This is a genomic window from Streptomyces sp. NPDC006551 (genome assembly GCF_040611675.1).
Lineage (GTDB): Bacteria > Actinomycetota > Actinomycetes > Streptomycetales > Streptomycetaceae > Streptomyces.
In genome coordinates, this window is the sequence record NZ_JBEXOT010000045.1 from 33,741 (window position 1) to 50,620 (window position 16,880).

General features: G+C 68.1%; 23 protein-coding genes and 2 pseudogenes. 18 read left to right on the top strand and 7 right to left on the bottom strand.

Annotated elements, in window-relative coordinates; all coding sequences use genetic code 11:
• Window positions 1-322: 322 nt before the first annotated feature.
• Window positions 323-748 carry a nitroreductase/quinone reductase family protein gene (locus ABZY12_RS28885; RefSeq protein WP_356895381.1) on the bottom strand — a complete coding sequence of 142 codons (426 nt, stop codon included), beginning with the start codon at window positions 746-748 and terminating at the stop codon, window positions 323-325.
• Window positions 745-1,350, bottom strand: a complete 606-nt coding sequence (locus ABZY12_RS28890; RefSeq protein WP_356895383.1) for an NAD(P)H-binding protein — start codon at window positions 1,348-1,350, stop codon at window positions 745-747. Before ABZY12_RS28890 ends, ABZY12_RS28885 begins: the two co-directional genes overlap by 4 nt.
• 65 nt (window positions 1,351-1,415) lie before the next feature.
• Here ABZY12_RS28890 and ABZY12_RS28895 point away from each other — a divergent pair, with 65 nt between their 5' ends.
• The 6 genes from ABZY12_RS28895 to ABZY12_RS28920 all read left to right on the top strand — a co-directional run bounded on the left by ABZY12_RS28895 (window position 1,416) and on the right by ABZY12_RS28920 (window position 5,191).
• Window positions 1,416-1,799, top strand: coding sequence for a helix-turn-helix domain-containing protein (locus ABZY12_RS28895; protein ID WP_356895423.1), 384 nt, complete (start codon window positions 1,416-1,418; stop codon window positions 1,797-1,799).
• Window positions 1,800-2,072: 273 nt separating this feature from the next.
• Window positions 2,073-2,360, top strand: a complete 288-nt coding sequence (locus tag ABZY12_RS28900; protein WP_356895385.1) for a DUF5958 family protein — start codon at window positions 2,073-2,075, stop codon at window positions 2,358-2,360.
• Window positions 2,361-2,408: 48 nt separating this feature from the next.
• Complete coding sequence (locus ABZY12_RS28905; protein WP_356895425.1) at window positions 2,409-2,594, top strand: hypothetical protein; 186 nt, start codon at window positions 2,409-2,411, stop codon at window positions 2,592-2,594.
• 136 nt (window positions 2,595-2,730) lie between these two features.
• Complete coding sequence (locus tag ABZY12_RS28910) at window positions 2,731-3,066, top strand: hypothetical protein (protein ID WP_356895387.1); 336 nt, start codon at window positions 2,731-2,733, stop codon at window positions 3,064-3,066.
• Between the two features lie 147 nt (window positions 3,067-3,213).
• On the top strand, window positions 3,214-4,038 hold the full coding sequence (locus ABZY12_RS28915) for a hypothetical protein (RefSeq protein WP_356895389.1): 825 nt from the start codon (window positions 3,214-3,216) through the stop codon (window positions 4,036-4,038).
• Window positions 4,039-4,246: 208 nt separating this feature from the next.
• On the top strand, window positions 4,247-5,191 hold the full coding sequence (locus tag ABZY12_RS28920) for a hypothetical protein (protein ID WP_356895391.1): 945 nt from the start codon (window positions 4,247-4,249) through the stop codon (window positions 5,189-5,191).
• Between the two features lie 132 nt (window positions 5,192-5,323).
• Here ABZY12_RS28920 and ABZY12_RS28925 read toward each other — a convergent pair.
• The 4 genes and pseudogenes from ABZY12_RS28925 to ABZY12_RS28940 form a co-directional block, all read right to left on the bottom strand.
• Window positions 5,324-6,089: pseudogene (locus ABZY12_RS28925) on the bottom strand (transposase).
• Window positions 6,090-6,160: 71 nt separating this feature from the next.
• A complete protein-coding gene (locus ABZY12_RS28930; RefSeq protein ID WP_356895393.1) occupies window positions 6,161-7,099 on the bottom strand; it encodes a hypothetical protein in 939 nt (312 codons plus the stop codon).
• A complete protein-coding gene (locus ABZY12_RS28935) occupies window positions 7,096-7,419 on the bottom strand; it encodes a hypothetical protein (protein ID WP_356895395.1) in 324 nt (107 codons plus the stop codon). The genes ABZY12_RS28930 and ABZY12_RS28935 overlap by 4 nt, the downstream gene beginning before the upstream one ends.
• Before the next feature lie 319 nt (window positions 7,420-7,738).
• A complete protein-coding gene (locus ABZY12_RS28940) occupies window positions 7,739-8,977 on the bottom strand; it encodes an IS701 family transposase (RefSeq protein WP_356895427.1) in 1,239 nt (412 codons plus the stop codon).
• A 200-nt stretch (window positions 8,978-9,177) separates the two neighbouring features.
• Between ABZY12_RS28940 and ABZY12_RS28945 the strand changes: the two genes are divergently transcribed.
• From ABZY12_RS28945 to ABZY12_RS28990, 10 genes and pseudogenes are all read left to right on the top strand, one after another.
• Complete coding sequence (locus ABZY12_RS28945; RefSeq protein WP_356895397.1) at window positions 9,178-9,513, top strand: YdhR family protein; 336 nt, start codon at window positions 9,178-9,180, stop codon at window positions 9,511-9,513.
• 325 nt (window positions 9,514-9,838) lie between these two features.
• Entirely contained in the window at window positions 9,839-10,039 is a 201-nt protein-coding gene (locus tag ABZY12_RS28950) for a hypothetical protein (RefSeq protein WP_356895399.1), read from the top strand.
• A 56-nt stretch (window positions 10,040-10,095) separates the two neighbouring features.
• Window positions 10,096-10,371 carry a hypothetical protein gene (locus ABZY12_RS28955; protein ID WP_356895401.1) on the top strand — a complete coding sequence of 92 codons (276 nt, stop codon included), beginning with the start codon at window positions 10,096-10,098 and terminating at the stop codon, window positions 10,369-10,371.
• A gap of 89 nt (window positions 10,372-10,460) precedes the next feature.
• On the top strand, window positions 10,461-10,634 hold the full coding sequence (locus tag ABZY12_RS28960) for a hypothetical protein (protein ID WP_356895403.1): 174 nt from the start codon (window positions 10,461-10,463) through the stop codon (window positions 10,632-10,634).
• Window positions 10,635-10,829: 195 nt separating this feature from the next.
• Window positions 10,830-11,123, top strand: coding sequence for a hypothetical protein (locus ABZY12_RS28965; RefSeq protein ID WP_356895405.1), 294 nt, complete (start codon window positions 10,830-10,832; stop codon window positions 11,121-11,123).
• A 91-nt stretch (window positions 11,124-11,214) separates the two neighbouring features.
• Window positions 11,215-11,901 carry a GGDEF domain-containing protein gene (locus tag ABZY12_RS28970; protein ID WP_356895407.1) on the top strand — a complete coding sequence of 229 codons (687 nt, stop codon included), beginning with the start codon at window positions 11,215-11,217 and terminating at the stop codon, window positions 11,899-11,901.
• A pseudogene (locus ABZY12_RS28975) lies at window positions 11,898-12,337 on the top strand (hypothetical protein). Before ABZY12_RS28970 ends, ABZY12_RS28975 begins: the two are co-directional and overlap by 4 nt.
• Window positions 12,334-12,645 (top strand): hypothetical protein, encoded by a 312-nt coding sequence (locus ABZY12_RS28980; protein ID WP_356895409.1) that lies wholly within the window; start codon window positions 12,334-12,336, stop codon window positions 12,643-12,645. Before ABZY12_RS28975 ends, ABZY12_RS28980 begins: the two are co-directional and overlap by 4 nt.
• Complete coding sequence (locus tag ABZY12_RS28985) at window positions 12,629-12,829, top strand: hypothetical protein (protein ID WP_356895411.1); 201 nt, start codon at window positions 12,629-12,631, stop codon at window positions 12,827-12,829. Before ABZY12_RS28980 ends, ABZY12_RS28985 begins: the two co-directional genes overlap by 17 nt.
• The gene (locus ABZY12_RS28990; RefSeq protein WP_356895413.1) at window positions 12,829-13,311 is read left to right on the top strand and encodes a hypothetical protein; all 483 of its coding nucleotides are present in this window, start codon (window positions 12,829-12,831) and stop codon (window positions 13,309-13,311) included. The genes ABZY12_RS28985 and ABZY12_RS28990 overlap by 1 nt, the downstream gene beginning before the upstream one ends.
• A 418-nt stretch (window positions 13,312-13,729) precedes the next feature.
• Here ABZY12_RS28990 and ABZY12_RS28995 read toward each other — a convergent pair whose 3' ends face one another.
• Complete coding sequence (locus tag ABZY12_RS28995; RefSeq protein WP_356895415.1) at window positions 13,730-15,838, bottom strand: VCBS repeat-containing protein; 2,109 nt, start codon at window positions 15,836-15,838, stop codon at window positions 13,730-13,732.
• A gap of 198 nt (window positions 15,839-16,036) precedes the next feature.
• Here ABZY12_RS28995 and ABZY12_RS29000 point away from each other — a divergent pair, with 198 nt between their 5' ends.
• Window positions 16,037-16,321: a hypothetical protein gene (locus tag ABZY12_RS29000; RefSeq protein WP_356895417.1), complete on the top strand. Its 285-nt coding sequence runs from the start codon at window positions 16,037-16,039 to the stop codon at window positions 16,319-16,321.
• The gene (locus ABZY12_RS29005) at window positions 16,321-16,665 is read left to right on the top strand and encodes a hypothetical protein (protein WP_356895419.1); all 345 of its coding nucleotides are present in this window, start codon (window positions 16,321-16,323) and stop codon (window positions 16,663-16,665) included. Before ABZY12_RS29000 ends, ABZY12_RS29005 begins: the two co-directional genes overlap by 1 nt.
• Window positions 16,666-16,880: the final 215 nt, after the last annotated feature.

The following is a 16,880-nucleotide window of genomic DNA, read 5'->3' on the forward strand; positions in this document are numbered from 1 at the left end:
GAACGGTCGCCACGCCGCTTCTGTCACCTCAATGCGGCCCAGACCTGATGGCACCTAGCTTGGCGCCAGAGCGGCGTAGGAGAAGGGGCTTGTTCGATATGCCGAGTTCTGTGAAAGTGGTTCAGAAGCAGCCCGGCCTGCAGTGAACCCGCAGGTCACGAAGACTGCTCCCCGCACCCGCGGGGATGGTCCCCCGCCTCCGGTCAGCCAGCCGAGGGGCAGCTCCTGCTCCCCGCACCCGCGGGGATGTCCCCAGAGGCCCCATGCCAAAGGGGCTCCTGGAGGTCTGCTCCTCTCACCCGCGCGGGGATGGTCCCCCCTCTTACGATCTGGCTGGCGTGGCCAGGACCAGGGGGATCTCCCGGGTCGTCGCGGTGCGGTAGGCCGCGTACGAGGGCATCGCGGCGACCACCGCCGGCCACAGGCGGGCCGCTTCAGCCGCCGTGGCGGGTCGGGCCGTCGCCGGGAAGGTGGCCGCGCCGACCTGGAGGGTGACCTCCGGGGTGGTCAGCAGGTTCAGGTACCAGACCGGGTGGCGGTCCGCTCCCGCGTTGGACGCCGTCAGGACGTACGCGTCCCCGTCCCGGACGTACGCCAGCGCCGTGCGGCGCAGCAGGCCGGACCTGCGGCCCCGGGTGGTCAGGAGCAGGTCGGCCACTCCGGGGCGGGGGCGGCCGCCGGTCTCCTCGAAGCGGCGGATGTGGTCGGCGACCCAGGGGGTCGGGTTGTCGTGGATCGTGTCGGTCATACGGCGGACACTCCCGCGTGGGTCCGGTGCAGAGTCGGGGCTTCGGCCTCGTCCAGTAGCGCGCGTGCGAAGTCCCCGTGCGTGATCCGACTGTCGGCGGCTGCCGGGGCAAGCGCGTACCCGCCCGAGGGATCGCCCTCGTGGTCGAAGTCCCCTGCCGGGCTCAGCACCACCCAGTCCAGCGCCTCCGGTGCGGCCGCCCGCAGGGCCTCGGTGCCGGCGCCGTGGCCGACGTAGAACTCCCGCCACTCCTGCGGGTACCCGGGGCTGTCCATCAGCAAGTCCCCGGAGGCGGTGGGCAGTACGGACGCCAGTCCCACCGACACCAGCCGCTTCACCCCGGCCGCCGGGAGCCCCTCCGCGAGGGCGCGGGCGACCGCGGGGAAGAACGCGCCGGGGCGCGCCCCGGAGTCGTACACGGCGACGATCGCCGCATCGTGCCCGGCCGCGAGCCGTGCGACGGCCGCCGGGTCCGTCACGTTCCCGTCGGCCCGCGCGGCCGCCGTCACCTCGTGGCCTCGCCTCCGGGCCTCCGCCACGGCCGCCCGGCCGACCCTGCCGCCCGCCCCGAAGACAATGATCCTGTTGCTCTTCGCTTCCATGGGCAGGAGCGTAGGCCGAGGGCTGGTTTCCGATCGGATACCGCCTTACGGTGTGGATCATGACGATGCCGCAGGCCGAACGGGCCCCCTTGGACCCCGAGATGTTCGACCCCGTCTGCCCGTCCCCGCTGGTGCCGTTCCGCGTGGGCGACAAGTGGGCCGCGCTGATCCTGCGCTGCCTGGAGTACGGCCCGCGCCGGTTCTCGGAGCTGAAGGTCCCACTGCGTGGCGTCACCGCCAAGTCGCTGAGCCAGTCCCTGCGCAGGCTGCAACAGGACGGTTTCGTCGTACGGGAGGAGTACGAGGGCACGGGACGCCGTGTCGAGTACGCCCTGACCCCGCTCGGCCGGGGGCTGCTGGGACCGCTGGATGCAGCCTGCGAGTGGACGCGGGAGCACTGGGACGAGCTGATCGACGCCCAGGAGGTGAACTTTTCAGGAGGCAGCTGACCTGATCAGGCCAAGACACAGGCGCCGGAAGGGCCCTCACGAACGGCTCTCAGGGGGGACCCATGGTCGGCTGTGTCCGGATCCTGAGCTGAGACGCGAGTTTCGGGTGGTTACCAGCCTGACAAACACGATCTCCTCGTCAGTCACCGGTCGCCTGCCGGCCAGGTGCCCTCAGGCACGTACGCAGACGTCTAGTACTCCAGTCACACTTCGCGATCTGGTTCGATGGCCATGCAACGTTGACGGCCTGATGTGCTGTGGAGGTGGGGCGGGTTGAACGAGCGTGTGGTGGTCCTGAACGGGTTGGCGCAGGGCATCCGTCCGCTTGATCAGGGCGTCGACTGGTTCGGGAGCCAGGACGGCACTGAGCAGTTCGAAGTCCTGCGTGACCTGGCGGGCTTCTGCATCCAGGCCCGCGCCCTCGTCGAGGACGGACCGGAGGCTATCCGCAGGTCCGGGATCCGGCCCAAATGCAGCCCGCTGGCGAGCGATGTTCGACCAGGCCGTGGCACGGATCGCGGGCCGGTTCCGCAGGGTGGAACCAAGGAGGACCGCTCGTGATATCTGCTCGGACTGCTGTCCCGAACCGAGCGGAAGAACTGCTGGCAGCTGGCCGGACAGGCCGGCCATGACCGCCCCGGGCCGATGCAACGGCTGCTGCGATCCGTCCGCTGGGACGCCGATGCCGTCCGTGACGACGTCCGCGCCTACGTCCTCGACCACCTCGGCACCGACAACGGCGTACTGATCGTCGACCGCCTCGTCGCAGAGGTCCGCAGGCAGATCAACACCTGACCACCTCCTCCGCCCAGAACGCGGAGAAGACCACCAGCACCCACCAGCTCGGCATCGCGCCCCGCCCGGACACCTCCGGGCGGGGTGTCGCCGTTTCCTGCCCGAAAAACCACCCACCCTCAGGAGACCGACCACCGTGCGCCGATACCGCTACCGCTGCGCCGTCTGCCGCACCACCAGCCCCGTCGTCCACGAGATCGAGGCCCTGACCGCCGTGGGCGAGACCCACCGGCAGCATCTGCACGGCGGACACATCCCCGACGACGAAATGGCCGGCCAGATAGACCGCCTGGGCCGCTGGTACGCCGCCCTGCCCCCGCTGGCCGCGCTCCACGCCCGCATCGCGGACGCCCTCAGCGACCTGCGCGACATCAAGACCATGGGCCACTACTGGTGGGCCAGCGCCGGCGCCACCGTCCTGATCGGCGGGTCGGCCGCCCTCGTCCTCCTCGTCGTCTCCGCCGCCCTCTGACCCGGCTCCGACCGCCCCGCCGTCATCCGGGTCACCGAAGTCCTTGCCCACCTCGCTCTTCTCGACGACGACCGCATCGACCCCCTCGACGCGTGGATCCACCGCCGACTGGCCAGCGGGCACCCGGAGATCCGCGAAGAAGCCCTCTTGTGGATCCGCATCGTCCGTCACGGTGGACCTCGCCGCCGTCCTCGCTCGACTACCACGGTCCGAAACCAGGCCAACTCCGCGATCCCGTTCCTTCTTGCCTGCTCGCAGCGCTACCGCACCCTTCGCCAGGTCAGCCGTGCGGACATCACCGAGTGGCTCGCCCAATGCGCGGCACCGCACAACGAAGCCGTCGCGCTGCGCGACATATTCAAGACCCTCAAGAGCGAACGGCTGTTGTTCGCGAACCCCGCACGCGGCGCGAGCCTGGGGTCCCGGCCCAGCTCGGTGCCCATGCCGCTGAGCCCCGAAACGATCCAGCGTCTGACCGCAGCCGCCGAGACCAACCCCGCCCTGAAGCTGCTGATCGCCCTCGTCGGCATCCATGCGCTCTACCCGCACCAGGCCCGAGCGCTGCCCTTGACCGCCATCGACTTCACCCGCGGCCGACTCACGCTCGGCGACATCGATCACCCCCTCGACGCCTTCACCCAGCAGGCCGCCGTGGACTACATCCACCTCCGGCACCAGCGCTGGCCACATACCCGCAACCCTCACCTGTTCATCAGCTCGCAGACCGCGCACACCCGCGCACCGGTCACGATCGGCTGGATGCAGCCTCCGCTGCGCGGCCTCCCGGTCACCGCCCAGCAACTTCGCGAGGACCGAATCCTCGAAGAGGCCGCCGTTACCGGCGCTGACCCGCAGCACCTATGCGCGGTGTTCAACATCACTCCGGAGACCGGACTCCGCTACACCCGCTACTTCGACCTCGACCCCACGGACAGCGACGACGCATCCGTCTGCAACATCGAGACATCGTGACTGACAGCGCCCGCGTGACCGTGCGCCCCGTGCTGTACGAGGTGAGCTCCCTCCCCGCCCGCGAGCCTCAAACCGCGACACAGGTACGGCACAGCTTGGGAACCCAGGAGGAGCCGGTCCCGCGTCCGGCGATTACTCGAACGAGCGACTGCCCGGCCACGAAGGGCCGCCCGCGATGTGGGCCTGCTGAGGAAGTAGCCTCCGGCGCATGGCCCGCACCCTCCGCTCCCTGCAACTGATCACACGCTTCGTGGACGGCCGCATCTGCGTCTACAACCTAGCCACCGGTGCCACGGGCGTGTTGTCGCCCGTCATGGCCATTCAGCCTCCTTTCGAAGACGACGTTGTGGATCACGCCGTTGCCACTGGTCTTCAGCACGCCTACTACACAACCCTCGACGCGCTCGTCTGCGTCGCGGCCGATGGCACCGAAGTGTGGCGTTCGCAGTTCGACCCGCAGGCAGCCCAGCAGCACGGACACCGACCCGGCTGCATGCTGTCGTGGGACGAACGTGTGGTGTGGGTCTACCGGCCCGACGCCATGGCCGGCCGCAACCGAGCTGATCAATGGGTGGCCTTCGACGCCGGAGCCGGAACGATGCTCGCACAGGTGGATCTGGAGACCGTCGGACACGGCGGGCAGCAACTACGGCACCCAGCCGACGATCAGGTCTTCCTCGATGTTGGCGAAGGACAGGACGGCTCGGTCATCTACCGCGCGGTCCTAAACAGGGGCCGGATTGATCTCACCCGGTATCCCTGGGACGACCGATGCCTCATCGGCCTTGCACCCGACGGAAACCACTTCATGACCGTCCACCACGAGCAGACCGACGTCGCCGTCCACACCTGCCCCGACGGTGAGGTGAAGTTCGTTCTCACCGTCGACGCCTTCGGACACGACCCGGAACAGATCTATGTGGAATGGAGCGGCGGCTACCTCAGCCCGGACACCCTGATCGTCACCCTCACCGGCGAGACCGAGGACGAGCAGGAATGGGTCCGTCACTACCGCGTCGACGCACACTCCGGCCACGTCCGCACGGAGTTCCACGCAGAGACTGACAACCCCTACGACATCCAGCCCCTGGGCGACGGAACCTGGCTCACTACGGATGGGTCCGGTCACCCCGTCCGCTGGACTGACTCGTAGGAGACCTCGCGACCACCCTGAACAATGACCCTTGGCATCGCGAAAATCGGCGGGACGTTAAGGATCAAGCTAAGGGCCGTAATGATCTTGGATTCGGTGGAGACGCGGTCGGTCGCTGTCCTGCCCGTTCGCCTATCCGGCGAGGGTGAGGTTGTGCAGGCGGGCGATGCTGAGCATGGCGTGATGGACGCCGTCGCCTTTGAGTCGGCAGTCGCGTAGGATCTTCCAGCTCTTCATATGGGCGAAGGTGTGCTCAACGCGGGCCCTGACCTGCTTGTGCGACCGGTTGTGCTCCTCCTTCCAGTCCGGGAGTTCCTCGCCCTTGCGACGGCGGTGCGGGATGACCAGTTCGGTCCCCTGGTAGCCACCGTCCGCGATGGTCATGGTGTTGCCGACGGCGGCCTTGGCGCCGGATTCTTCCCAGCCGCGGGAGTCGTGCCGGTTGCCCGGCAAGGGCCGGCCGACCACGACGACCATGCGAGTATCGGCGTCGATGACGACTTGATGGGCCGTGGAATACCGGTAGTTCTTCGACTGCTCGGCGACCTGGTGGTCGCGGGTGGGCACCAGGGTGCCATCCACGATCAAGACGGTGTCCTTACGGAACCGCTTCCTCGGCTGCAACGCGAGCATCGGTCCGAGGTGGTCGATGATCCGGTCCGCCGCCGACTTCGAGATCCCGAACAGCGGGGCCAGCTGGCGCATCGTCAAGTTCGTGCGCCAGTACGCCGCGACCAGCAGGACTCGGTCTTCCAGCGGGAGCCCCCAGGGCCGCCCGCGCTGGCTCGGCAGTGGTCTCGCGACGCACCGCGGTCACCGACTTGCCGAAGCAGGGCGGGCTCAGCCCGGTGAACGGACCTATCCAAGACGGCTCCGACGCCGTGATCACACCAGCCACACCAAGATCACCTCACCCGTGACCAGCGGTTACGGGACAACCCTTACGCCGAAGTCCTGCGGTAGGAGTCCCTATACTTCTTTGTCGCAGGAAAGTAGGAAGTCCAAGAAGTAGTCGGCAAGTGGTTCATCCAGAAGCGGCTGAAGGAAGAGGAACTGCCCCTGAGGATTCACCTCAAGCCATACTGGCTCCCCCTGCGGAGTTAGTTTGATGTCGATGATCCCCATGCGCAAATTGAGTTTCCGGAGCACCGCAGCAACCTGCCGCGCTACATCCTCGGGGACGGCCCATCTGGATATCGGCACGTTCAGATCGGTACGCGAGTCCAAGTTGTCGGTCTCGATCAGGGCGGCGTACATCTCTGCGCCGAAACAGTTGAGCCTTACATGTCGACGCCCAGGGATGTACTCCTGATACATCGCTGGGCATGCAATGAAGGATTCTTCTGGGATGGTAGCCGGATCATCGACGTATTCTGTGAACATCAGCGGACCAGGCACACCCACCATAGGCTTGACGATGACTCGTCCAACCCGTCGAGCGAACTCGATCACATCGGCGCGCGACTGGGAAACGATCGTACGAGGAACACGGAATCCAGCCTCCCGCGCCACAGTAAGCTGAAAAATCTTATCGGCGGCGCGGCTGGTGGCCTCAGGGAGGGAAATCCACTGCCCCTGATACGATGCCGCAAAAATACCCCCGAATGCTCCGCGGGACTCGGTGTTCACCAAGCGTCGCTGATGATCGTCTACCGCGTTATCCCACGCCTGCTGCCTCGCCATCGTCCTTCGCCACCACACCAGGGAGACGTCACTGAGGGGGACTGAAAATCCTTCAGCCGTCAGGATGGCGTTAGGGGCGTCCCCGTGGGAGCTCCAAGAAAGGCTTTGGCGACCGCTGATTTGGTCGCATTCGGCGATGTGGAAGTCGCGATATCCACGACAGAATGCCGTATGCTGAACGACTCGAGCGTGAAGATCATCCTTGACCGAGACGGTGAGAATCATGTGCACATATCCGGATCCGTGATCGAGTCGTCCCATATGCCGTGGGACAGCGATTCGGACGCCATCCGCGACAAGGGAGTTTCGCTATCCACCTTGATGCCGGTGGTCTTCCGGTAGGAGTCTTCCCACTCTTTCAGTTCCTCTGGCCCGGTCACCAGGCGGCGGGCATCAGATTGCACGTGGAAGACGATCGGCGGCGGGGTATCCACGACGCCTTCAGTATCTCTCGGGATCGGTTCTCCAAACTTGAAATATGGCGACGACATTGACATCACCTTGCTTGGATCATCGGATTTTCGGGCCACCTCCAGGATAGGCACGGACACGCAATCCTTGCACCTTGGTATGGCACCGGACCCGCGATGCCCGCGACATTTGCCCCGCCTTCTGGGTGAAAGAACGACGATGATCGCCAACTGACACGCGACTCCCGCCCCAGGTTCGGGGCGCCGAGTGCTCAGCATTCGCGAACTCAGGCGCTTTAGTCGGCGACTACATCGGAGACAGCACCCGAGCCGAAATCGCCTACGCCCGGTCGCTGGGCAAGCCCGTGCGGTTCACGCACCCCGAAGTCGACCCTGACGTCTGACCGCCCGCTGCCACCTCGACAACTAGTACTCCAGCTGTAGATCGTGATCTTCATGTCTGGGATGCGGCCTGCCGCCGATAGTGGCTGGTTCGTGCCCGGGCCTGGTGACGGCGTCGCCAGGTGGACCAGCCGAGGCGGTGGGCCGGGTCGTGGAAGGGCTGGACGACGAGGGTGATGAACAGGCGCTGGATCTCGTTGCAGGTCAGCGGGATCAAGTCGGCGGGGCCGGGGGTGCGGCCGTGTTCGTCGGCCCGGACGACTGCGAGGAAGGCGTGGGCGAGCATCGCCAGGGTGACCCAGCGGGTCCGGGAGGCGAATCGGCGGACCTGGTGTTCATCGAGTCCTGCCAGGCCCTTCCCCGACTGGAAGGTCTCCTCCACTCGCCACCTTGATCCGGCAACGCTGACCAGGGTGGTCAGCGGCACGGTCTGGGGCGAATGGCAGCGGTAGTAGGCGAGTTCGCCAGTGTGGCGGTTGCGGCGAATCAGCAGCTGCCGGTGTCCGGAGCCAGGGTCGGCGGTGTCGATGACAGCCCAGTCATAGAACCGGTGGCCCTTCGCGCCCGCTCCGGCGGACAGCTTCTGCCAGGCCCGTCTCGGCAACATGCCGGCCAGAGCGTCGGCCCGGAACTTGCCTGCACCGGTGGCGACTTCGGCCGAGCACGCGACGGCCAGGACATATCCCAGACCGCACGCTTCCAGCGCGGACCGCAGCTTCGGGTTGCCACCGTAGACCTCATCCCCAGCGACCCAGGCGGCCCGGTGTCCGGCGTCCAGGAACCGTTCGATCATCGCGGTGGCCAGCTCCGGCTTGGTCGCGAAGGCCCGTTCTTCGGGGATGCCCGTGGCCTGGCAGCGGTCGGGATCAGTGGTCCAGGACCGCGGAATATACAGCTCCCGGTCCACTGCCGCGTGCCCGCGCAAGCCGGCGTAGACGAGGTAGACGGCGACCTGGGAGTTCTCGATCCGGCCCGCGGTGCCGGTGTACTGGCGCTGGACCCCAACGGTGTGCGTTCCCTTCTTCACGTCGCCGGTCTCGTCGACGACCAGCACCGCCATCTCATCGTGCAGGTGCTCGACCACATAGTCGCGGACATCGTCCCGGACCGCGTCCGCGTCCCAGGAGGCCCGGCACAGCAGGTGCTGCATCCCATGCGGGGTGGCTTCACCAGCCCACTCGGCAATCGTCCAGCAGTTCTTGCGCGGCAAGTCCGACAGCAGCCCCTGCACAAGCCGCCCGACCCGGCGCCGGGGTTCAACCCGCGCGAACCGGCCCGCCATCCGGCCCATCAGGGCCTCGAACGCATCCCGCCAACGGGCGGGATCTATGCTGTGACCTGCGGCCACCGTCTCTTCGTCAGTCCACACAACTCACGATGATCAACGGTGGCCGCGCCTGTGTCCGCACCGGCCCTGACCAGCGAGATCACGATTTACAGCTTGCCTGGCTAGACTCGACTCAGGGGGCATCTCAGGACGGAGATGACTCAATGCCCGTCATCCTCTTCGTCCGGATCACATCCGGACTTGATGCGCAGGAGTTCGAGCGGCGCCTGCTGGAGCGGCGGCCCCGCTTCCGTGACGTACCCGGTCTCCTGCAGAAGGTCTACGGCCGCGACAGCGCAACCGGCGACGTGTGCGGCATCTACTTCTTCGAGAGCCCGGAGGCGCTCGACACGTTCCGAGAGACCGAGCTCGCCCTCACTATCCCCGCCGCGTACGAAGCGGTCGAGGTCCGCCGCGAGGTGTACGAGGTTCTCTACTCGCTGCGGCCCGACCGGGGGCCCTTCGCCGAGTCCAGCCACCCGGCGGACACGACGGCGTGACCCGCCGACGAATGGCGCGACGGCACCAGACCGAGTCCGTGCCAGCCATTACCAGCGCCAAGCAGACCAACGACCGTAACGATCTACAGCTGCAGTACTAGGGCCAGCAGCCCGCCGCCTGACCGTTTCGCGGTGGCTTCGGCCGCCGCCCACCCCACACCCTCCGCAGGCATCCCTTGGAATTGATCATCTAACTTCCGAGCCGAATAGCTCAGGGTTGGAACACCGACTCTTCCCCAGTCGCCGACGACCACGCGGCCGGTATGGACGACGACCCGGACGCCCGCGCCGACCTGGAAGAGCAGTACGCCGCAGCGGTCCGGGAATGAGCCGAGCCGCCAACGGCCGGCAACCGCACCCGCTCACTCCCGCCGATCTGCCGCCCGGCGAGGATTGGTGGAACGGCTGCCGCGAGTGCGGCACTGCTGTCCAGGGCGGTCTGGCCGGCTTCGCCGCCCACCGCGCCACGGTCCACCACGGCCGCTACGACGGCGACCGGCGCATCCCCATCCAGCTCGACTTCTGACCAGGCCGGGCCCCACCTTCGGGGCCCGGCCACGAACCTTTCCGGAGCAACCGTTCATGGAGAACACCCACCAGGCCCTCGGCCCCGACCCGCTGGAGCGCCTCAGCGCCGTGCTGGTGGAGCGCCTCGGCGCGTCCTGGGTACACGCCACCTGCCCGGGCAACCGGGCGGTCACCCTCATCCACGCCGTCACCGGCCGCAGGATCGGTGCCGACCCGTACCAAGGCCGGATCATCCTGCAGACGTGGACCAGGGGCGCCGACGCCTTCACGCCGACCGTCGCCTACACCTCCGACCTCGGCAAGCACGAAGACCTGGAGCCCCGTGGCTGAGGGCGGGCGACCTCACCGAAGCGAGCGCAGTCATCACCACCACCCTCCACCAGTTCCTCGCACAGCTGCCTGCCGAACCCGGCGACACCATGACCGAGGAGGCCCTGGCCACCCAGGCGGATGCCCTCACCGGGAAGGTCCGCGAGTTCGCCGCCAGCCTGATCCACCGACAGCCCTCCCGGGACGGGGCGCGCGAGATCTACCGCCTGGCCGCCCAGCTCTTCGAGACGGCCGACGCCGTCGACAAGCATCGCGGCTACTGACCGACCAGGAACCTGGCGCCGACAACGTCGGAACCGCCGCCGTTCCGGCCCGGACTTCCCGGGCCGGAACGACCCCCTTCCCTCCCCGTCGCGACCGCGACGGGCTTCCACACCGCCCCGGCCCCGACACCACCGTCAGGGCCGGGACGTCGCGATGGCCCCTCACGCACCAGGCAAGGAAGGAGATGGGTCGTCATGCCGAACCGCGAGTTCTACGAGGTCGACGTCCCGATACACGACACCGCCAACCCGGCCCTGCGGGGTCTGCACGTCTTCACCGGCGAAGCGGACTCCCCCACCACGGCCCTGCGCCGCGCGCACGAGGTGTACGACGCCGCGCACACGGCCGGCCTCGAGATCCCCGGCAAGCAGCCGGACAGCTGGGGAGCGTCCGGGCTGCGGCCCGGCTGGGAGATGGAGTGGACGGCCGCGAAGGCCGGTCGCTGGCACAACCCGCTCAGCTGCACCCGCAGCGACTTCGCGCTGTAGCTCCGCCCCGGGACAGGCGCACATCGGCGTCCAAACCAGTTCGCCTGCCCCGGGTCACCCAACCCGTACGAGACGAGAGGGAGATCCAAGTATGAACCCCGCCACGCGCGTTCCGGAACCGATCGGGCAGCGCGCTCTCCTCATCACCACCCTCGCGGTCCCGCTCACCGGCTGGACCCTCCACGCGCTCACGCTCCACCGGCACCTCGAGGCCGAACGCCGCGACCCGCTCACCGGAGCCCAGCGCCGTGCCGCGTTCGAGCGCCGCGCCCAGCGCCTGCTCGCCCGCCACCGGCAGGACTCCGTGCTCTGCCTGGTCGACCTCGACCACTTCAAGGGCCTGAACGACACCCACGGCCACGCGGCCGGCGACGCCGCGCTCGCCGCGACCGGCGAGCGCCTCGCCCGCTGGGCCGGGCCCCACGGAGTCGTCGGCCGCCTGGGCGGGGACGAGTTCGCCGTCGCCACCCGAGTGGACACCCAGGCCCGCGAGGACGCGATGGAGCAGCACCTCCAGGACCTTGTGGACGCGTTGCACGAGCCCGTGCCCACCGAGGCCGGGCCCGTCGCGGTCGCCGCGTCGGTCGGCGCCGCCGTCCCCGACTACCTCGGCATCCACGCCCTGCCCGCTCTGATGCGCGGCGCGGACGTCTCGATGTACCGCACCAAGCACTCCGGCCGGTACGGCTGGGCGGAGATCGAGGACCTCCAGGCGCCGACCGTCAACGGCCGCCGGCAGGGCCGCCCCGGCACCGCGCCGCTGGAGCGTGCCGCATGACGACCGAACTCGAAGGCGGCGACTGGATCCGCGGTATTACGATCCGCCAGCCCTGGGCCACCTGCATCCTCGCCGGGAAGACCCCGGAGAACAGGCCCGCCCACTGGCCGTGGCGCGGCTGGGTCCTCACCACGCCGGGAAGGCGAAGCCGGACCCCGCCCTGTTGCGTGACCCGCTGGTGGCCACCGCGATCCGCGGCCGCGAGCTGCATCGCGGCGCGGTCATCGGCGTCGCACGGCTCACCGACTGCCACCTGGACCAGGGGCCCGAGCACTGCACCAGCCCCTGGGCGCAGCGCGACGCGCACCACCTGGTCCTCGACGACGTCCGCGAGCTGCCCCTGCCCTTGCCCGCCACGGGCGCGCTCCCCGCGTGGAGACCGACGCCGGACCTCATCGCCCAGGTCCTCCAGCAGCTGCCCGACCTGCGGCCGTGACCGCCCGGCGCCCCCATCTGCGCGCGGTGCCCACGCCTCCGGAGCAGCCCGTGGCGCCGGTCCAGCTCCTGAACTGGCGCCACTCCTCGCACTTCGGGCAGCCCGCCCCGTACGTGCTGTGCGGCACCACCACCCCGCTGAGGTCCCACCCCAAAGAGCCCGTGCACAAGGTCTGCGCGGAGCTCTGGAACGAGGCGCACCCCGGCGAGACCCGGTTCGTCTCCGACCCGCCCAAGGGGCAGCGGGACCACCGACTACGCCTGAACCCCTCACCTCCACCAGGAGGCCCCCATGAGCAGCAACCGTGACGTCGACAACGCCCTCGCCTACCCCGAGCCGCCGGCCTCGCCGCTCTGGCACCGCCACGGCGCGAAGGGACGGCCCCTCACCGACGCACAGCGCCAGCGCAACCGCGAGCTCCTGGTCCTCGCGCAGTACACCCCCCGGCCCCGCTCCCCTCGCCCCACCAAGACCCTGGCGGAGGCCAGCTGATGAACACCAAGCACTGCGCCGTCTACGGCTGGGTCGACGCGATCCCCGCCCCCGGCCCGCGCGGCACCGCCACCTTCGACCTGGTCGTCCGACCCGCCGACACCGACACGCTCGACGAGGACGCCCCCGACACAGTTGTCACCTGCACCAGCGCAGAGCCCCGCATCACGCACGAGCTACTGACCGCCATCCAGCCCGGCGACCTGCTGCGCGCGACCGGCACCCTGGTCCAGCCGTCGGCGCCCGGCGAGCCCGCCCTGCTCACCGTCGACGCCTTGGAGGTCCTGGACACCGCACTGGTCCCGGTCATGCGGGACATGGTGATGGACCGCTACGGCGACTACTGCGTCATCTTCGACGTCGACCGCGACGAGGTCCCCGTCTTCACCGCGCTCGGGCAGTGGGTCGGCTTGGCGGACAACCCCGATGCCATTGCCACCCTCATCGACATCCACGAGCGCGTGAATGGCGGTGACGCCTGACGGCCACCGCCACCACGTCCCCTCGCACCGTTCTGGAACGACTGACTGCAGGAAGCTCTGGGCGGCTCCTAGCCGGCCGGAGAGTCCGCCGCTGCCCAACGGGACCAAGGATCGCAGGCGCCGCGCCGTGAAATTGCTGGACGAAGAGACTGTGTTCGACGGGCTCAGCAGCCCTGGTCCGGTTCGCCGGCCCCGACGGACGGCCTCTGACTGTACGAACACGCCGAAGGCCGGTACCCCTGCGAGTCCGCAGGGGTACCGGCCTTGGTGCGTTTCAGAGGCGGTCAAGGTCCGTTGGTTCAAAACCCGTTCTTGAAGACCGTGGGTGGGGCGATGGGGCGGCGCGGCGGAGGGGGATGGGCTGCGCCCGCGCCGCTGGATAGGCGGTCGCGGGCGCCGTGTTCCGGTAGGTGTGCGGTCAGAAGTGCCAGGCTTGTGGCGTGGCGAAGGTGCCGTTGCCGGTGCCTGCGTAGAGCTTGAACTCGCCGGTGGAGCTTTCTCTGACGACCAGGTCGTCGGTGGCGTCGGCGTTGAGCTTGCCGGCTCCGATGAGGGTGTCGAACGCCTCCCAGCCGCCCTTGAGGTCGGTGGGCAGGCTATGGCCGCCGACTCCGTCGCCGTCGAACCGGTACAGGTGTCCGGTGGTGCCGTGCACCGCGAGCAGGTCGGGCTTGTCGTCGGAGTTCAGGTTCCCGGCTCCTGTGATCCGGCTGTAGACGTTCCAGCCGGTTGCGACGGCCACACGGGCCTTGTGCGCGCCGGTGCCGGTGCCCGGGTACAGGTACAGGGTGCCGGTGGTGTCGACGGCGTAGAGGTCGGGGAATCCGTCGGACGTCACGTCACCAGCATTGGTGAGGAGGCGGATACCGTTCCAGCCTCCGCCTACGTAGAGGGGCGCGGAGTGCCGTCCGTTTCCGTCGCCGTTGTAGCGCCACAGTTTGCCTTCGCCGTCGACGGCGAGGAGGTCGGGCCGGCGGTCCCCGGTGAGGTCGCCTGCGCCGACCAGTTTGGTCATGCCGCCCCAGCCGCCGCCGAGGAGCTCAGGCGTGTGGTAGCCGCCGCTGCCGGTTCCGTCGTACCGCCACAGCAGGCCCCTATGATCCACGGCGAACATGTCGCGGATTCCGTCGGTCTTGGTGTCCCCACCGGCGTCGGTGATCAGTCGCAGCGGCCCGCCGAGCTGAGGCCATTCGACACGTTCCATCACGCGGCTGGTGCTCTCGTTGCTGATCCACAATTGAACCTTGCCGTCGACGGTTTCGTAGGCGAGGTTCTCGATGTGCTTCGAGACGCGCTTCCACAGCTGGACGGGCTGCTTCGGCAGCGCGCGGTAGATGCAGCTGTTCATCGCCGCCCCGCCGGGAACGTATTCGGGGCAAGGGGCGGGAATGAGGTAGGTGTTGTCGCGGGAGACGATTCCCTGGGCGCCGAGGATCGGCGAGAAGAGCACCTCGGTGGGCCGGGCGACGGGCTTGCCGCTGGCCGACAGCCCTGAGTGGCGCAGGAGTCCGGTCGAGGAGTCGAAGGGCCAGCGGGCGATCGTGCCGCCGAACCCTTCCACCACGCCGGTCGTCTTGCGCGCGGTAACTTCGGCGCTGACGAGGTGAGCACCGTTGCTCAGGTCGAGAGACGCACCCCCGTGGCAAGGAGAGTCGGTGGGGTCCTCTCGGTGCCACGTCCCGCACTCGAACTTCTGATCCTGGGCGGGGTCCATGGCGTGCGGGATCGTGATCTGTTCAGGGTCGTAGTACTTGCCGACGAGCGGCAGAGCGTAGGAATATCCCTCGGCTCCGAAGATGCCGTCCGCGCCCTTGCCCATATGAGTCCGTGAGGGGTCGACCTTCCAGAACCTGTTGGCGTCGAATACCCAGTAGCCTTCGCCGTTACCCACGAACAGCCAGTTCTTGTACCAGACGACTGCGTCGGCATGGGTCGCCAGCCTCCGGAAGGAGGTGCCATCCGGTTCGACGAGCATCACGCGGATGTAGCGGACGCGGGTGGTGTCCGAGGCGTTGGCGATGGTGAGGCGTGAAGCTTGATTCTTCTGCCCCTCCTCGGTCTTGTACCAGGAGCCGATGACGATCTGGCGCCCGTCGACGGGGAGGGATGCTTCGGTGTTGGTCGCGACGCCTTGCGGCATCCACACCGTGGTGCTCGTGTCCTCTGCGTTCCAGCAGAAGCCGGTGGAAGTCGCGAGGACTTCGTCCCCGGGGTCCGTGAAACAGGACCTACGTCCATCAAGGCCAACGCCATCAAGGTCCGCTGCGCTGACGACCGTGCCGATGCTGTGGTCCCTGAGGGCAGTCGGATTGGCGGCCTGCAGCTTGTTCGCGACGTCCGTGAGATCCGTGTACTCGAGCTTCGCCTTCGAATTGGACACGGGTGTGAGTGGCTTGGCGACGGTCGAACCGGACGGGACCGGCCAGTCCGCGGCGACGGCTTGCGGCGCGGCCAGGACCGCTTGCGTCGCCACGACGGCGACGAGGCTCGCCAGCGCGATGCCCGCACGGCGTAGATATGTGGTCATGAAGAGTCCGATGAAATGGACTGAGAAGGGGACCGCCACATCACGATGCCGGGCAAGCCTTGAAGACACGAAACCAAGTGCCGGCCGCCGTCTCTGTACCCCCCGATAGCGACTCTGTGGTGCCCCCCAGCTCGTCAGAGTCGAATAGTTCAGACGACCCTACGTACTGGTGGATTCAACCGTCAACGGAGAGCGGCAGTGCCTGACCGCCGCCACCTGACCACGTACAGTCTCGTGCCACCGGACTCAGCTGGCAGGACGCATTCGATACGCGCACGACTCCGGCGTCAATGTGACGGTCGTCCCTATACGGAAGGACCAATCGACGGCGCCGAACTCGCCCAGGAGCTCGGCGGCCAGTGGAACTACCTCACCTCCTGCGGACCGGACGCGACCGCCCTGGTCCACGCCGACACCCCGCACGCCGCGGCCTACCTCCACGGCCGCCAGCTCGGTTACACCGACCGCGGCTGGCTACGCTGATGGACCGGTGGGGCGACTACGTCGCCGTCTTCAACGCGGACGCCGACGCCGTGCCGGTGTTCACCGCGTCCGGCCGCTGGGTCGGCGAGGTCGCGAACCCCGACACGATCACCGACCTGATTGCCGCCCATGAGCGGGCAGCCCGGCCACCGACGGCACCCAGACTCCACGCTCCCCCACCGAGCCGCCCGGACTACCTGGGCGCCTTCACCCAACTGAATGGCTCTGTACGACGAAGGCCCGGTTCCGTGGCGACTGCCACAGAACTGGGCCTCTTTGCGTTTCGGGGCAAACTGCTGCCGGACAAGGCCGGCCTTGTCCGGCAGCGGCGGCTAGGAAGGTAGGCGGCTCCCTAGCACAAGTTCGATGACACGCGCTCAAGGCCGGCGATGCACGCGAGTTGAGTAGGGCGTAACTGATGAAAGCGTGCATTCGTCCCGAAAGGCGATCCACAGAAAGGCGGTCTAAGGGCTGTCCCGTTAATGATCTTTGACGCCTCGGGCGTGGTGGGCCGCCGTGCGGCCCGCTGGCCTATCCGGCGAGGGCGAGGTTGTGCATC

Bases quoted from the DNA above. Each gene is read 5' to 3' on its own strand.
- ABZY12_RS28885 (WP_356895381.1), bottom strand. From the start codon at position 748: ATGACCGACACGATCCACGACAACCCGACCCCCTGGGTCGCCGACCAC.
- ABZY12_RS28890 (WP_356895383.1), bottom strand. From the start codon at position 1,350: ATGGAAGCGAAGAGCAACAGGATCATTGTCTTCGGGGCGGGCGGCAGG.
- ABZY12_RS28895 (WP_356895423.1), top strand. From the start codon at position 1,416: ATGCCGCAGGCCGAACGGGCCCCCTTGGACCCCGAGATGTTCGACCCC.
- ABZY12_RS28920 (WP_356895391.1), top strand. From the start codon at position 4,247: ATGGCCCGCACCCTCCGCTCCCTGCAACTGATCACACGCTTCGTGGAC.
- ABZY12_RS28930 (WP_356895393.1), bottom strand. From the start codon at position 7,099: ATGATTCTCACCGTCTCGGTCAAGGATGATCTTCACGCTCGAGTCGTT.
- ABZY12_RS28940 (WP_356895427.1), bottom strand. From the start codon at position 8,977: ATGGGCCGGATGGCGGGCCGGTTCGCGCGGGTTGAACCCCGGCGCCGG.
- ABZY12_RS28945 (WP_356895397.1), top strand. From the start codon at position 9,178: ATGCCCGTCATCCTCTTCGTCCGGATCACATCCGGACTTGATGCGCAG.
- ABZY12_RS28950 (WP_356895399.1), top strand. From the start codon at position 9,839: ATGAGCCGAGCCGCCAACGGCCGGCAACCGCACCCGCTCACTCCCGCC.
- ABZY12_RS28955 (WP_356895401.1), top strand. From the start codon at position 10,096: ATGGAGAACACCCACCAGGCCCTCGGCCCCGACCCGCTGGAGCGCCTC.
- ABZY12_RS28960 (WP_356895403.1), top strand. From the start codon at position 10,461: ATGACCGAGGAGGCCCTGGCCACCCAGGCGGATGCCCTCACCGGGAAG.
- ABZY12_RS28965 (WP_356895405.1), top strand. From the start codon at position 10,830: ATGCCGAACCGCGAGTTCTACGAGGTCGACGTCCCGATACACGACACC.
- ABZY12_RS28970 (WP_356895407.1), top strand. From the start codon at position 11,215: ATGAACCCCGCCACGCGCGTTCCGGAACCGATCGGGCAGCGCGCTCTC.
- ABZY12_RS28985 (WP_356895411.1), top strand. From the start codon at position 12,629: ATGAGCAGCAACCGTGACGTCGACAACGCCCTCGCCTACCCCGAGCCG.
- ABZY12_RS28990 (WP_356895413.1), top strand. From the start codon at position 12,829: ATGAACACCAAGCACTGCGCCGTCTACGGCTGGGTCGACGCGATCCCC.
- ABZY12_RS28995 (WP_356895415.1), bottom strand. From the start codon at position 15,838: ATGACCACATATCTACGCCGTGCGGGCATCGCGCTGGCGAGCCTCGTC.
- ABZY12_RS29005 (WP_356895419.1), top strand. From the start codon at position 16,321: ATGGACCGGTGGGGCGACTACGTCGCCGTCTTCAACGCGGACGCCGAC.